General features: G+C 59.3%; 11 protein-coding genes. 4 read left to right on the plus strand and 7 right to left on the minus strand.

The genetic code is table 11. The annotated features are described in order from the left end of the window. The 4 genes from GTZ97_RS16225 to GTZ97_RS16240 form a co-directional block, all read left to right on the plus strand. A partial coding sequence (locus tag GTZ97_RS16225) for a cupin domain-containing protein (RefSeq protein WP_161651239.1) occupies positions 1-677 on the plus strand: 677 nt, incomplete at its 5' end. A 132-nt stretch (positions 678-809) separates the two neighbouring features. Beyond that, positions 810-3,665 (plus strand): right-handed parallel beta-helix repeat-containing protein, encoded by a 2,856-nt coding sequence (locus tag GTZ97_RS16230; RefSeq protein WP_161652014.1) that lies wholly within the window; start codon positions 810-812, stop codon positions 3,663-3,665. A 151-nt stretch (positions 3,666-3,816) separates the two neighbouring features. Then, complete coding sequence (locus GTZ97_RS16235; protein ID WP_161652016.1) at positions 3,817-5,025, plus strand: glycosyltransferase; 1,209 nt, start codon at positions 3,817-3,819, stop codon at positions 5,023-5,025. Beyond that, entirely contained in the window at positions 5,022-6,113 is a 1,092-nt protein-coding gene (locus tag GTZ97_RS16240) for an NAD-dependent epimerase/dehydratase family protein (RefSeq protein ID WP_161652018.1), read from the plus strand. Before GTZ97_RS16235 ends, GTZ97_RS16240 begins: the two co-directional genes overlap by 4 nt. Here GTZ97_RS16240 and GTZ97_RS16245 read toward each other — a convergent pair. The 7 genes from GTZ97_RS16245 to GTZ97_RS16275 form a co-directional block, all read right to left on the minus strand. Beyond that, the gene (locus tag GTZ97_RS16245; protein WP_161652020.1) at positions 6,064-8,112 is read right to left on the minus strand and encodes a right-handed parallel beta-helix repeat-containing protein; all 2,049 of its coding nucleotides are present in this window, start codon (positions 8,110-8,112) and stop codon (positions 6,064-6,066) included. The genes GTZ97_RS16240 and GTZ97_RS16245 overlap by 50 nt on opposite strands. A 5-nt stretch (positions 8,113-8,117) precedes the next feature. Further along, entirely contained in the window at positions 8,118-9,158 is a 1,041-nt protein-coding gene (locus tag GTZ97_RS16250) for a glycosyltransferase (protein ID WP_161652021.1), read from the minus strand. An 11-nt stretch (positions 9,159-9,169) separates the two neighbouring features. Then, positions 9,170-10,129 carry a glycosyltransferase family 2 protein gene (locus GTZ97_RS16255; protein ID WP_161652023.1) on the minus strand — a complete coding sequence of 320 codons (960 nt, stop codon included), beginning with the start codon at positions 10,127-10,129 and terminating at the stop codon, positions 9,170-9,172. Then, positions 10,095-11,384 (minus strand): O-antigen polymerase, encoded by a 1,290-nt coding sequence (locus GTZ97_RS16260; protein ID WP_161652025.1) that lies wholly within the window; start codon positions 11,382-11,384, stop codon positions 10,095-10,097. Before GTZ97_RS16260 ends, GTZ97_RS16255 begins: the two co-directional genes overlap by 35 nt. Next, on the minus strand, positions 11,384-12,571 hold the full coding sequence (locus GTZ97_RS16265; RefSeq protein ID WP_161652027.1) for a polysaccharide pyruvyl transferase family protein: 1,188 nt from the start codon (positions 12,569-12,571) through the stop codon (positions 11,384-11,386). Before GTZ97_RS16265 ends, GTZ97_RS16260 begins: the two co-directional genes overlap by 1 nt. Beyond that, positions 12,568-13,782 (minus strand): lipopolysaccharide biosynthesis protein, encoded by a 1,215-nt coding sequence (locus GTZ97_RS16270; RefSeq protein WP_161652029.1) that lies wholly within the window; start codon positions 13,780-13,782, stop codon positions 12,568-12,570. The genes GTZ97_RS16265 and GTZ97_RS16270 overlap by 4 nt, the downstream gene beginning before the upstream one ends. Before the next feature lie 45 nt (positions 13,783-13,827). After that, positions 13,828-14,054, minus strand: a 227-nt coding sequence (locus tag GTZ97_RS16275) for a GDP-mannose 4,6-dehydratase (RefSeq protein ID WP_201748137.1), incomplete at its 5' end; no start/stop codon positions are given.

Here is a 14,054-nt window from a genome sequence, read left to right on the forward strand (position 1 = left end):
TGGAGCAGTGCCCGGCCAAGCCGGAAAGCGGCTTTGTGGTGCGCATGGTGCCGCTGGATGCGGGCTGGTCGGATCTGGGCGCATGGGATGCCGTGTGGCAGGTCAGCGCCCATGACGAGCAGGGCAACGCCGCCCAGGGCGACGTGCTGATGCAAGACAGCAAGGACACGCTGGTGCATGCCACCAGCCGACTGGTGGCCGCCGTGGGCCTGGACAACGTCGTGGTGGTGGAGACGCCTGACGCCGTGCTGGTGGCCGACCGCAGCAAGAGCCAGGACGTGAAGAAGATCGTGGCCAAGCTGGAAGGTGCCTCGCGCACCGAGGGCACGCTGCACCGCCGTGTGCACCGCCCCTGGGGTTGGTATGACTCGATCGACATGGGCCCGCGCTTCCAGGTCAAGCGCATCATGGTCAAGCCCAAGGCGTCTTTGAGCCTGCAGATGCACCACCACCGCGCCGAGCACTGGATCGTGGTCAGCGGCACGGCCGAGGTCACCGTGGGTGACAAGGTGGTGCTGCTGTCCGAGAACCAGTCGACCTACATCCCGCTGGGCACGGTGCACCGACTGATCAACCCCGGGGCCATCCCCCTGGAGATCATCGAGGTGCAGTCGGGCAGCTACCTGGGCGAAGACGACATCGTGCGCTTCCAGGACAACTACGGGCGTTCGGCCTGAGCCGCGTGCCACTAGTGCAAAGCCTGCCGTTCGGCAGGCTTTTTTGTTTCCTGCGGGTTCGTTTGTCGCGTATGCGCCCCCAGGGCCGTTGCAACACTTTGTATCGTCCGTTCCGACCGTGACGGAGTCGATATGCTTGCCGCGCTCACATGCCGAAAACTACGGCAAGTTTTACGTGAGCTCAGTATGTCCACTCGTTTCTCGACACTAACTGCCGCTGGTGCCCTTTTGTTGAGTGCTGCGCTGCTTGCCGGATGTGGCGGCGGGGGCGGAGGCTCGTCCGAAAGTCATGACACAGCCCAAGGGGCAAACACGGGCGCTGGCGAGGCGACTGGTGGCGAGGGGCAGAATCGCGACGAGCGAGCGCAGGTTGTGGGGGGCGTTCAGTCGCCTCAATACGAGCTGTATAACGTATCGCCGACCGCTGATGGCCTCGGCATCGTCGTTTCGCCGCCCTTGATGAAGGCCAACGGCGCCGCTGTGGCCCGGCTGGAGGAGCTGCCTGAAGGCATCGCCAACAGCGCATGGATGAGAAAGGGCGAAGGGCGTCTGCCCTTGCGCGTGATCCTCAAGAATGGACAGTACCAGCTGTCGCAACCGTGGACATGGACGGCGGCACATTCCGGGCGGGCGGACTCTCCCGTCATCATCGAGGCAGAAAGCAAAGGCGGCGTCGTGATTTCCGGCGCCCGCCGGATGGTGGTATCTCGCGCGGTTCACGGGGGTGTCAGCCCTGTGCAGTTAGACCTGTCCGCTTCCGGCCTCAGCGCATTCGATCAGCTCTGGGTCAATGGCCGCCGCGCCACGAGGGCTCGCTCGCCGAATGTGGGTTCGTTCTATTTCGTCAAAGGTACCGTCTCGTCCTGGCCTGGTGATGCTGCGGTGGCCACATCACCTGTTGACCGACAGGCCTTTGTCTCTGAACCCGCCGCGCTGAATCTGCTTAGCGGGCTGAGCACCGCAGAGCGAGACGCCGCCGTATTGGTTGCCGCCCATAGCTGGACCACCAGCCATCATCGTGTGGTCGCAACCAACGCAGGCAACGAAATTCTTGTCAGCCCTGTCTCACGCTGGGCTTTCCTGAGGAAGGGCGCGCATCAGCGCTACTTCATCGAGAACGTTCCCACGGCGCTGGATGCCCCGGGCGAGTGGTACTTCCATCCGGTCACACGGCGCTTGACTTATCTGCCCACCCTGGCAGAGCGCTCGGAGGATGTTGTGCTCGATGTGCCCGCGATCAGCACATTGCTTGAAGTGCGCGGCAACGCGGCCACGGGTCAATGGGCCGAGTACATTGTTTTCTCGGGGCTGACTTTCCGTCATGCTGGCTACACGCTGCCGGCTGCCGGCCTGATCGATCAGCAGGCTGCTGTCGATGTCGGGGCTTCGATTCTGTTGCGGTCGGCCCGGCACGTCGCTATCAACCATTGCGAAGTCTCACGAGTAGGGGGCTATGCCATCTGGTTGCGAGACAATGTCCGCCACTCCGTCGTCCAGAACTGCGAGGTGTATGACACCGGTGCGGGCGGTATCCGGATCGGCCTGGCAAATCAGCCTGCGAGCGAAACAGCTACCGGACACAACACCGTCCGCAGCAACCGAATCCATGCCATCGGTTTCCAGTTCCCTGGCGCTGTGGGCGTGTGGCTGGGACAGACCGCCAACAACACGGTCGAAGAGAACCTGATCGGCGACACCACGTACACCGGTATCTCTGTCGGCTGGACTTGGGGTTATGGCCCCAGCCCGTCTCATAGCAACCAGATCAATCGCAACTTCCTGTACGACATCATGCAGGGTTCGCTGAGCGACGGGGGGGCGATCTACACGCTGGGCACTTCGCCTGGAACCGAGATCAAGGGCAATGTGATTCGTGGCGTGCAGGCCTTCAACAACTACGGCGTGGGTGGTTGGGGCATCTACAACGACGAAGGCTCGTCGCGCATCCTGGTTGACGGCAACATCGTGCTGAACTCGGATCATGGCGGCTACATGCTTCACTACGGGCAGGACAACACGGTGTCCAACAACGTGTTTGCGGGCGGGCGCGTAGCCGAGCTTCAGGTTGGCCGCGTCGAGTCCGGTTTGCAGGCACGCTTGCTCAACAACCGGCTTTTCCCTTCTGTGTCGTCGTTCCTGTCTTTCACAGCCGGCACGGGTACGCCTGCGCTGACCTTTGGAGGCAACAAGGTTGCGCGCCAGTACGTGGCGCTGCAAACACTGCCTGAGCTGTGCGGCTCGGGCTGTCAGATCGTCGATGGACTCTTGATTAGCGCCGCTTCAAAGCTGGACGTGCCAATCATCACTGAGAGTGGCTCGCCGATAACGTTTTCGCAGCCCCTGGCGTCCAGCTGGTCTTCCGTTGGTGTCACCCCCGTAGACAGCCCGTCACTCATCTGGGGCAGGAGTAAAGGCCATATCTTCGATGCTGCCGAGTCAACCTTGGGCTCGCGCCCAGTGGGGTTCCGGGTCGTGCCGGCGGACCGCCCCGAGGTGATTGCGGTTGCGCAGAATTCTGTCGGCGAACGCTGCCTGGCGTTTAACGATAGCGCCGGCATGTCCAACCGCTGGGAGCCGTTCGGCTACCTTGAAGCTGATTATCAAACTGGCACCACAACCGCCACATTCACTCTGAAGGTTGACGCTGCAACCGAGTTCATACACGAGTGGAGAGATCCGGGCGTTTCGCCCTTCCTGACGGGGCCGTCCGTCGTGTTCTCTGGCTCGCGTGGGGTTGTGGTGCGAGGCCAGGTCGTAGCCCCCCTGCCGGTCGGTGAGTGGATCACGATCACGATCAGTTCCACTCAGGGGGCAGCGCCGCGCTGGTCGATGGTTGTGCGCTATGCCAACAACACTACCTTCAGTCTGAACAATCAGTTGCCCGTCTCGGAGGCCTGGACCCGAACCCGCGCCTTCTACTTCATCTCCAACGCAGCGACGACGAGCACCCCCTGCGTTGGCAAATGGGCCATCTCCAACGAATCGTAGGTCACACGCGCATCATGAAGATGTGACACTCTGTGTAACCCGTGAGTGGGGGTAGGCTTGAAAGTTGCAAGCCGCTTATCATGCTCACTGGCTAAAGCGTTACCGGGGCCGGAGGGCCCCGGTTACACGCGGGCGTGCATCCGCCTGACGTATGGCCGCACAGGGAAGCAGCGTAGTGCAACAAGAGATACTGATTCTTTCGCCATTTTTCTACCCGGAGCCCATCTCCACCGGGAAGTACAACGGTCTGGTCGCCCAGGGGCTAGCTGGCCGTGGGGCGCGGGTGGCTGCCATATGCTCCTACCCCATTTATCCTGATTGGGTCCCTCAGCGCGATCCGAGCGAATTGCCAGGTGTTGAGGCCTTGCGAGGTGGGGCGTGGATCAAGTACCCGCAGAAGCCGCTACTGCGTCGAGCTGTTCTGGAGCCCTGGTACCTGCTTCACTGCGCATCGCAGATGTTGAAGGTCGGGCGCAATGCCGACCGCGTTCTGGCTGTGTTCCCTCCCAGCCTGTTCATGCTCGTGGTGCCGATGCTCGCCCGCCGCGGTGCGAAGATCATTGGCATCGTCCATGACCTGCAGGGCGTGTATGCGGCCCGTAAGTCCGGTACTGCGGCCAAGTTGCTGCAATCGGCCATCGGTTGGGTCGAGCGACGCGCGTTTGCTGCGTGCGATCACTTGGTTTTCCTCTCCGAGACCATGCGAGACGTCACTGTAGACACTTACGGGCTTGACGTACGGCGAACGTCCGTCCATTACCCTTTCGTCACCATTCCGGACGACACGCCGGGCGCAGACGCCGAGCTCGACCACTATTTCCAACCCGGACTTAAATCCCTGGTTTATTCTGGCGCGCTGGGCGAAAAACAGGCGCCGGACAAACTCGTCGCGTTGATGCTGGAGGTGCTCGAGCGCCATCCAGACTGGCAAGCGCGCGTGTTTTCCCAGGGCCCTGTTTTCGAGCGCCTCAAGGCAACCGTGTCGCATGAGCGATTGGCGTTCCATCCCCTTGTGGATGCGCGACTGTTGCCCGCCCTTCTCAAACGCTCTGACGTTCAGGTCGTGCCCCAAGACACGGGTACGTCGGATGGCTCTCTGCCCTCGAAGATGCCCAACATCATCGCAGCGGGCACCCGGCTTTTGTGTATTACCGATCCAGCCAGCGAGTTGGAGCGCCTGGTCAACAGCTATCCAGCCGGCGTGGCGTGCACGAACTGGGCGCCCGGGGCCACCATTGCCGCTTTTGAGCAGGTGATTCGGCGTCCACGTGCCACGCGGGCCGAATCAGATGCCCTCCTCAAGCAATTCACCCTGGATGGTCTGATCGACCGTCTGCTCACCGTTGAGGCAAGCAAATGAAAGTAGCAGTCATCTTCGGGGGGACCGGTTTTATCGGCCTGCACTTCACACGGTTCCTGCTCGACAAGGCAGGTTTCGACAAAGTGGTGCTTGCCGATATCAAGCCGCCCGAGAAACACATCGCCCATGTGTTCGTGAAGGACGATCTTGGCGCCGGGCGCCGCGTGGCATACGTGCATTGCGATGTGCGCCAGCCGATCCGGGCTGATATTGCCGGACAGGGAGTGGCGGTCCAGTTCATCGCCAATTTCGCTGCGGTCCATCGAGAGCCGGGCCATGAGCATTGGGAGTATTTCGATACCAATATTCCCGGCGCGAAGAACGTATGCCTTTACGCTGAGGATGTTGGCTGCGAAGACATCCTCTTCACCAGCAGCATTTCGCCTTACGGCCCCACGGAAGAGCCAAAGGACGAAACGGCTATTCCCACGCCAGAAACCGCCTATGGTTCATCGAAACTGGCGGCCGAGCTTATTCACGCCGCTTGGCGCGACCGTGGTCAGCACCAGCGCCGTCTGCTGGTCGTTCGCCCCGGCGTGGTGTTTGGCCCGGGCGAGGGCGGCAACGTGTCACGCCTTGTCAAAGCGCTGACGAAGGGCTTCTTCGTCTACGCCGGCAATCAGCAAACACGCAAGGCGGGCATTTACGTCAAAGAGCTTTGTCATGCCATGTGGTGGCTGCATGAGCGTCAGGCCACGCGAGCCCCATCCGTCATGACGGCCAACATGACGATGAACCCTGGCCCCTCCATGCAGGAATACGTGGAGACCGTGCAGAAGGTGTCCGGCAAGAAGGCCATTGTCCCCTCCATTCCGGTCTGGGCGCTGATGCTGGCGGCGCGCGTCATCGAGATACTCACGGGCATCCTGCGCATCAACTCATCCATCAACACGGTGCGGATCCGCAAGCTCATCCGCTCAAACAACATCGTGCCGGGCGTGTTAACCAGAGAGGGCTACCCTTACGTCTTCACGCTCGAAAGTGCCTTGAAGGACTGGTTGGCTTCGCTGCCGCAGGAGTGGGGGCGAGCGGATGGGATCAGCGCGGAAGCTTGCCCGGATCGCGTATCCCAGCAGCTTTCAAACTGAAGGGCTGAAAGCCCGTCGCCCGCAATGCGGCGGGGGGTAGCCGGCACACCTCGGGTGAGCAGGCCGCCTCCTTTGCTTTGATCCAAACTGAGCTCTGCTCCTTGCCTGCCTGTTGCAGCTCTTGCAACGTGCGGCCTTGGGTCGTGCGCGGTGGCGGCCCGCTCGTCACCACAATGTTGCTGAGCGTGGTGATTTCGTCGTCCAGCCATTCCCGCTCCCACGTGGGCTGGCCGTCCGCCCACAACACGTTGCGCTCCAGCGCAAGTGCAGAGTCGTCCCGTTTACTGCGGCGGGCTTGAGCCACGTCGCCCCCGCGAAACACGTTGTTGCGTACCGTGTTACGGTTGCCGTAATGTAGATGCAGGCCACCGCCGGTGGTACCGGCTACCCAGTTGTTCTCAACCACGATGTCGCTGCTGCCTTCGTCAAGGTAGATGCCCCACGCGGTGGAACCCTGCTTTCGGAACGAGCGTACGTCCTCGATCAAGTTCGAGCGAATCACCGTGCCCGGGCTGATGCCCAGGGTGTAGATGCCTCCGAGATCGCTGAGCAAGCCTTGACCGATATGGCGCAGCAGATTGAACTCAACGATGTTCTCTTTGGCGACACTGCCTCCAAAGCCCCATGTCCAGCCTAGCGAGATGCCTGTGTACGAAGTGCGCTTGAGCTCGTTGTGGGCAACAAGGTTGCCACCGCTCTGGCCCACCCAGATGCCGACCGCACCAGGAAACAGCAGGCCCGTGTCTTCGATCAGGTTGTCGGTGATCTGGTTGCTTTGTGCCCGGTCAGCGTCGCTGCCGGGCATGTTCACCTCGCCTAGCCGTATCGCCCCGGCGCCCAGCTGCGCGAACACGTTATGGCGCACGGTGTTGAACTGACTACCCCGGCGCATCCACAGCCCGTGGCCGCCCAGGTTCTCAAAGCGGCACCCTGTGATTTGGATGTGTCTGGCATGCTCGGCCACCACGGCGGCTGGAACCGATGTGGCTGCTTGGCTGTCAATATAGGGCGACGTCCATGCTGCGCTGTGGGCGAAGCGCAGCCCTTCAATGCGCACGTGCTGAACTGGGCGCCGCTCGGTACCTTGCAGCCACACAAGCCGTTCAAGCTGCGGCGCCTCAGCCACAATCGACGCGGTTGCCTCCCCAGCGCGCGGGAGGTAACGCAATTCGCCCTTCGGTGAGAGCCACCATTCACCCGCCTCATCCAGGAACTCAGGCAGGTTCTCAAGCGCAAAACGCTGGTCGGGCCCGAAGCGAAGAAACGACCAGAGTGATTCAGGCTGCACCGTCACGGCGCCTTTTGCATCATCCCAATACACGATGCGGTGGGCCGAGGATGTCCATGAATGGAGCGCTACCAGCACGGCCATGTCTTCAGGTGCACGCGCTGCCGCGAGGGCCTGGCGGGCCTCGGCGGGCAAGATGACCTTCTGGGTGTTGATCACGTTGTAGGGATTGCGTGGGCGTTGCAGACGGTCGCCCGCGATGGCGGGCACCACATTCGCCGCGCCAGCAAAGTAACTGCCCCGATTGGGGCTGCGTGCCCGCACAGCCAGCTTGCCGTTCACCCACAAGACATGGAAGCCGCGCTCGAGGTTCACCTGCGTCCGAAGGTAAGGTTGGCCCTCTACGGGTTGAAAGCCTTGCAGCTTGGCTGCTCCAGTCAACCAAACCGTGCCGGGCTGCTCTGCGCGAATCGTCAGTGGCGCCTCGGCGCTGCCGCTGTCTTCGGGCAGCAAGATCAGCGTTTCGCTCAGCGCATATCTGCCGGGCAGCAGAACAATCTGATCGGGCTCCGGCTCTGTGCGCACAGCCCGGGCTGTGCGCAGCAGCGCCACAGCCCGCGCAACGGATGAGACGGGGCCCGTTGCGGGCCCTTCAGCCAGCCTTGCCCTGCCGTTGTTGCTGTCCGAGCCCTCGGGTGAGACATAGAACGTGGCGGCTTGCGCTGCGCTTGATCCCATAACGCTGGCGAGCGCGACAAGCGAGACGGCCACCCACCTCATGCAGCGACCTGATTCACAAACGTCAGGTACTGCGCCGCGGCCACCTCCGGCGCGACTGCTGCAGCAAAAGCGGGCGCGTGCGCCACGTGGCTCTGCACAAAGCGCACAAGGGCTGGCGCGTCGACCTCATCGGTGCTGAGTGGCACGAACTGCGCGCAGTCTGCAAACAGCTCCCGGTGCACGGGCAGATCAGACAGGATGAGTGGCTTGCCGAGCAGGGCCGCCTCGGCCGCAGACATGTTGAAGCCCTCAAACTGGGACATCGACATGAAGAAGGCCGCATCGCGCACCACGGCCATGACTTGCTCCTTCGGCAGGAAGCCGAGGTGACAGATGGCCTCTGGTGTCCGGGACTTCCGGATCAGCTCGTCGAACTGCGGCGGCTTGTTGCCGGTGAACACCAATTGCAAATCCGGCCATGCCTCGTGCAGCTGATCGAACAAGCGAAGCAGGCCCTCCAGGTTCTTGTGCGGGTAGTAGTGAAAGTTGGCGATCGCATACGGCTTGTCGACAGGGCCAACCGTGCGCACTGTGTCCGGGCTGGCTCCCTTCAACACCACCGGGTTGTAGATGGTGGTGTACCGGCGCGGCTCACCATAAGTGCGGATGAAGTCGCGCTCGGAATCCTTGCTGATGAAGATCACACCATGGGCCCGCTTCTGAACGATGCGGTAGCTGAGATCCAAGATCAAGCGTTTGGCAGGGCTGACGTACGCCGGGTAGTGCTTGAACATGATGTCGTGCACTACCACCACGCTGCGGGAACGGGCGCCCGGCAGGGGCGTGCAGAAGTAGTTTGGGTACAGCAACACCACGGGGCTGAAGTAGAAGCGCACGCTCAGCCACATGTCGCAGAGAAAGCGAAGCAGTGTGCGCAGCTTGCTGTTGTGGATGGACGAAGAGGGTTCCAGCACCCGATAGCCCGTTACGCCAGCCGCCTTGAAACCCGCCAGCACATTGCGAGCAACATCGATCACGCCGCCTGAATGCGCGACGTAAGAGAAGTACATGGAGAAGATGATGGGACGGCTGCGCATGGGATGAAGCGTCAAACTGGCCGTTTGCCCAGACCGCACAGCACCTTGGCCATGATCCATGCATTGGCGGGGCGCCTTTGGAGGGCACGGCGGGCTACTTGCAGCCAGCCGATCAACCAGACAGACGGAAACGTCCAGGGGAAGAGGCGCCATGCAACCAATAAACGGTTACGCATGCCGTAGTACTCTGCCAGCAAGCTACGCTTGGCTCCGGTGCCGGTTCCTATGGCCACCCCCTCTTTGTGATACACGATAGCGTTGCTGGCGTAGGCGAGCTTGTAGCCAGCCCTACGCGCGCGCTCGCACCAGTCGATTTCCTCAAAGAAGAGGAAGTAATCCTCGCGCATCAAACCGACGTCGCGAATGAGCTCTGCGCTGACGAGCATTGACGCCCCACAGACATAACTCATCTCGGCTTCGATCGCCTCTTCGTTCACAGACGCAGGCCAGCTTGTACCGTTGCCGATCTCTCGCATTGTGCCCGCCCACGGTCGATATGTAGAGCCGCCCAAAGCTTGCACGGTCCGCTTATCGTGGAAATACACCATGGTGCTGCCGCACATGCCGACCCGGCGTTCGCTAGCCGTGAACTTCTGTAGCATTGCCAATAAGCACCCTTCTGCGATCTCGGTGTCGTTGTTAAGGAACCAGTAGTGAGTATAGCTGGCTAGTTTGAAGGTCGAGTAGGCTAAATTGTTGCCGCCTGCGAAACCAAGGTTCGCAGGCGCCCTAACGAGCCCGATCAGAACTTCCCTCCTAGAGAAATGAAAAACATCCCTGGCTTGGTCGACCTTAACTGCTGTGTAGTTCTCGGCGAGATGGGAGTAAATTTCTTCAAATGAGCCATCTGGGGAGGCGTTGTCGCAGACGGCGATGTCTAGTTCGCCACCTGTGTTTTTTACAAGGCACTCAATGCAAGCAATAGTGTCGCTTGCTCTACGCCAGTTGACTAGTATTGCGAGAGTTCGCATTTTCTTTGGTGGTTTGCAGGCTGGATCGATTTGCAAAGGCGCAGATCAGTAAAATCCATACCAGCTGCTGAATGATGGGGCTGGCCGCCACAAGTGCTTGGAATGAAGCTAGGCCGAAAGCGCCCGCATACAAGCCGTAGAGCGCAACAAATGTCGAGGAGTGTGTGCGTGTGTAGAAGATAAGCAGCACCCCCATGTACAGGAGGGTAGGAATAATCAAGCCGATTGGTCCGAAATCTTTATAGAACGGGAAGAGGGCGGTGGGAACCGTAGCAGCTCCAGAAATTATCTCCCGCTGAAAGTTCTCGTAGCGAGCGCGCTCGTAAGGGGTGATCCAGTTTAATTTGAGAAAGCCAGAGTAAAGCCAGTCAAAGCTGTATAGTACGTACGTGAAGCGCCCGTTGTGGCTTGCGATTGTTGCATCCAGATTTTCGAAGCTTAGTGCTGTATATCCGTATAAAACCGGCCATACTTCGGAAGGGCCAACCGCCTCCGGCTTCCACTTAATCATTTCGGCGTACTTGAACTCGTACTCGCCAAATCTATTTTGTCGCTGATTTCCCAGTTCCGAGCCCGCCAGGAGGAGCGCGATGAGGCTGGCTGCGATAACTGTGTAGTTACGTAGGGTTTGCTTAAAAAGGGGGGCGATCGGGTAAATGAGCGCAATGGCGATAATCGTGATGGCGGGGTCAATACGAGATAGTCGAGAAAGTGGGGTCAAAAAAAGCGCGAGGAATATAACTACGTCAATCTTTCGGCGGTAGTGATAAAATGCCAAATACGAGAGGACGGCCGCTGCTGGAGTGGCGCGCGCAAAAAAGCGAACCCCTCCGGGAAACTCGTCATGAATTGCGAATGCCACCTCTGGGTGAAAAATCGGTAGCAGCATCCCTGCTTGAAGATGGTTCCCGAGGAAATAAAAAGAGATAACCAGTAGAGAAAACGACCTGTATGCGTAAAGGAACGCCTCTCGATTTCTTGGCGCTGTCGGGGTGGCTTTCTTGTAAAAGAGGGCAATTGCTAGCGTGGGGATGATTAGCCATGTGCCAATAGTGCAAATCAGCGCTACGTAGGTTTCATAGTCCCACGTGGAAGATTGTAATCCGCTTAATCGAAAGGCTGCAAAAAACATCGGCACGAAAAACAACCCAATCATCAACGTCACTGGGTTGATGATCGAGCGTGTTTTCTTTATGGCAATAAGCGCGCATGGCACCGCCGCCAAAAAAATGAATGCCTGCAGAACCGTGTCCATTATCGCCTCAGAGCCTGGGTCAGGAGTTCAATGTTTCGACGCGCCATATCCTTGACAGAGGCAAGTTCTGGAGGTTTTCTCGTTGTGATCGTGTTAGAGACGAGCGCAGCCAGGCTTCTTGAATCAAAATCATCAATTTTAACGAGGCTATCGCCTTGTTGAATTGAAGCCATGTAGTCGTCCAGCTTGTAGTGATACGACAGCGCTACCGATGGCTTGCCGTTGGTGGATGCCAAGATAATGGGGTGCATGTTCGTGCTGACCATTAAATCCACATGCTGACACACCGACATGAAGTCAGAAATATGCGGATCCGGGTAGAAGGTGGCGGCGCACTTTTCCTTGATTCGCTCGTAAACCTTACGACAGACCGGTTCATCCCATCCTGTGCTGGGTATGAAGTGGTAGTGAACCGTATGGTTGTCCGCAACATTGAGCAATGCGTCGCTGATTTCTTTGACGTACTGCTCAGGAGTAGCGATTCTCCCCCGTGGGCTCGGGCCGCTCGGCCCGAGGTGCGGTCGGAGTTTTTGCACCATTACTCCAACGTTCAGCACGTCGGTCGGCATAGGCTGCCGAAGATCCTTGATGCTGACTAAGTTGACTTCGTCAGCAGTGAGCGTCATACGTGCGGCGGGATAGTCGGCTGCGTCCAATACTTTTCGCGACTGTTCGTCACGGTATGCGATACGAGTAACCTTATGGATAAAGTGCTTGAACAGCGGCTTGGTCCAGGACTTCCCGATGGGTCCCAACGTCTGACCATAGATAACCACAGGCTTACCCAGACTTGTTGCCATCTGGATTTCGACGAAGCGGGAAGTGAGCATATCGACCCAGTCATCGTTGATGTAGCCTCCGCCTCCAAGCACCACGGCGTCGCAGTTCCGCATCGCATTAAGGTGACGCTTGATTGACGGGGGCAGTACGAACTCAAAGCCCGTAACGTGCCAGATGGCGAGTGCGGCCCATCGCAGCAGGCCAAGAGGAGCCTTCTTTGTCAAATAAACATGCACGGACGGAAGCGCAGTGAGCCCATGGTGCTTTTGCGTTTCTGCCACATCAAACGAGCTGACTTCAAAAGTGCAGCCCGGATAGGCATTCCGCATCGACTCCATCATGGCTTCAAAGATTGCGTTGTCGCCCTTGTTCCCGTAACCCCATCCACCCGTAAGATAGATTTTCATAATGCGCGGTTGTATGTATATGCTTTGAAAGTGGCGGGCGCCATGGCTGCGAAACACACGGCAAAGCCCATACCGTAAGAGATGACGATGCCGAGGCTACCGAACGCCTCGATGCTGAACGCGCTGCTGATCACGATAAGAACCAGTGCTGCGCCGTAGGCTGCGGTCTTGTACCGCTGCATGTTTCTGGCGATCAGCAGGGTTGACATCCAGCCGCAGAGGAATCGAATCAAGGCAATTGCGGCCAAGCCTGGCAGCAATGGCGCTGCGGCACGGAGCGGAGACTGTGGCGGAAAAGATCGGTACAGAATCCAAGCAGCGCCGAACAATGCTGCGATCAGCAGCCATGCACCTCCGGTCAGATACAGGAAGCGACGCGAATGTTGCCTGAACTGGAGGGGCGTGGGGGCGCCGCCGAGTCGCGGCAGAAAAAATGAAGTTAGTACGGAGAAAGCAATGGGAACGCTTTGGTTGAGTCTTGCCGCAGCTTGATACGTGCCATTGGCTGCGTTGCCGGCAAAGTGCGTCAAGAGGATGCCGTCCGCAACGTTCAGCACCGCGTTGACGGCAGTGTCAACTGCATAGGCGGCACCAGTCTTAATAGGCGCGAGATCCGATCGCGGCTTCCAACTGAGGGTGCCAAAAGGACTCATTCCCAGGGCGCGTATAAAAACGAAGATTGCTACACAGAAGGCCAAAAAGCGCGTAGCTAGAAAGCCATAGGCTAACTCAACGGCGCCTGAGCCTGCCATGAGCAACGATGCACCGCAAACAGCGTGCAGCGCAGTGGTCCAGGTGGTTAGGTGGAAGTCTGCTGCAATTTTGAGGCGTGCTTTTAGCGTGGTGCTCAGGAAGTCAAAAAAAGAGGTCAGAAGCAGTGAGTAGAAGAGCGGCAGAAAATAGCCGTTGTGCAGCGGTGCGACGAGCAGATGCGCCAAGTGTGCCGCCAGGCACACTGCAACCGAGAGGAACAGCTTCGCCCGGAAGAGGCTGGTCACAAAATCCCCGCCCCTCGGTGCAGCATCTTTGAGTAGCTGGTTGGTAAAGCCGTACTCGCAACCGATCATCAGCACACTTGCGACCGCGAAGCAGTACATGAAGCTGCCGAAGACGCTGGCCTCCCACAGTGCCCCGGCTAAGAGGAAAATCGCGATCGAGGCCACCGCCTTCAGTCCGATGGAGGTGCCTAAAGCAGCGAGGGACCTCAGCATGTGGCGCTTCCAATCGCCGCGGGTGGGAGGCTCATGCTGGCGACGTTACTCGTGATAGTCGTAAGCCTGATAGCCGGCTTGCTTGACCAGGTCATCGCGCTTGGCGCTGGTGTAGTCGCTCTGCACCATCTCGCGCACCAACTCATGCAGCGTGATCTTGGGCTCCCAGCCCAGCTTGGTCTTGGCCTTGGTCGGGTCGCCCAGCAGCGTCTCGACCTCGGTGGGGCGGTAGTAGCGCGGGTCCACCCGCACGATCACATCGCCCACCTTGC

This window comes from Aquabacterium fontiphilum, assembly GCF_009909205.1.
GTDB lineage: Bacteria > Pseudomonadota > Gammaproteobacteria > Burkholderiales > Burkholderiaceae_C > Aquabacterium > Aquabacterium fontiphilum.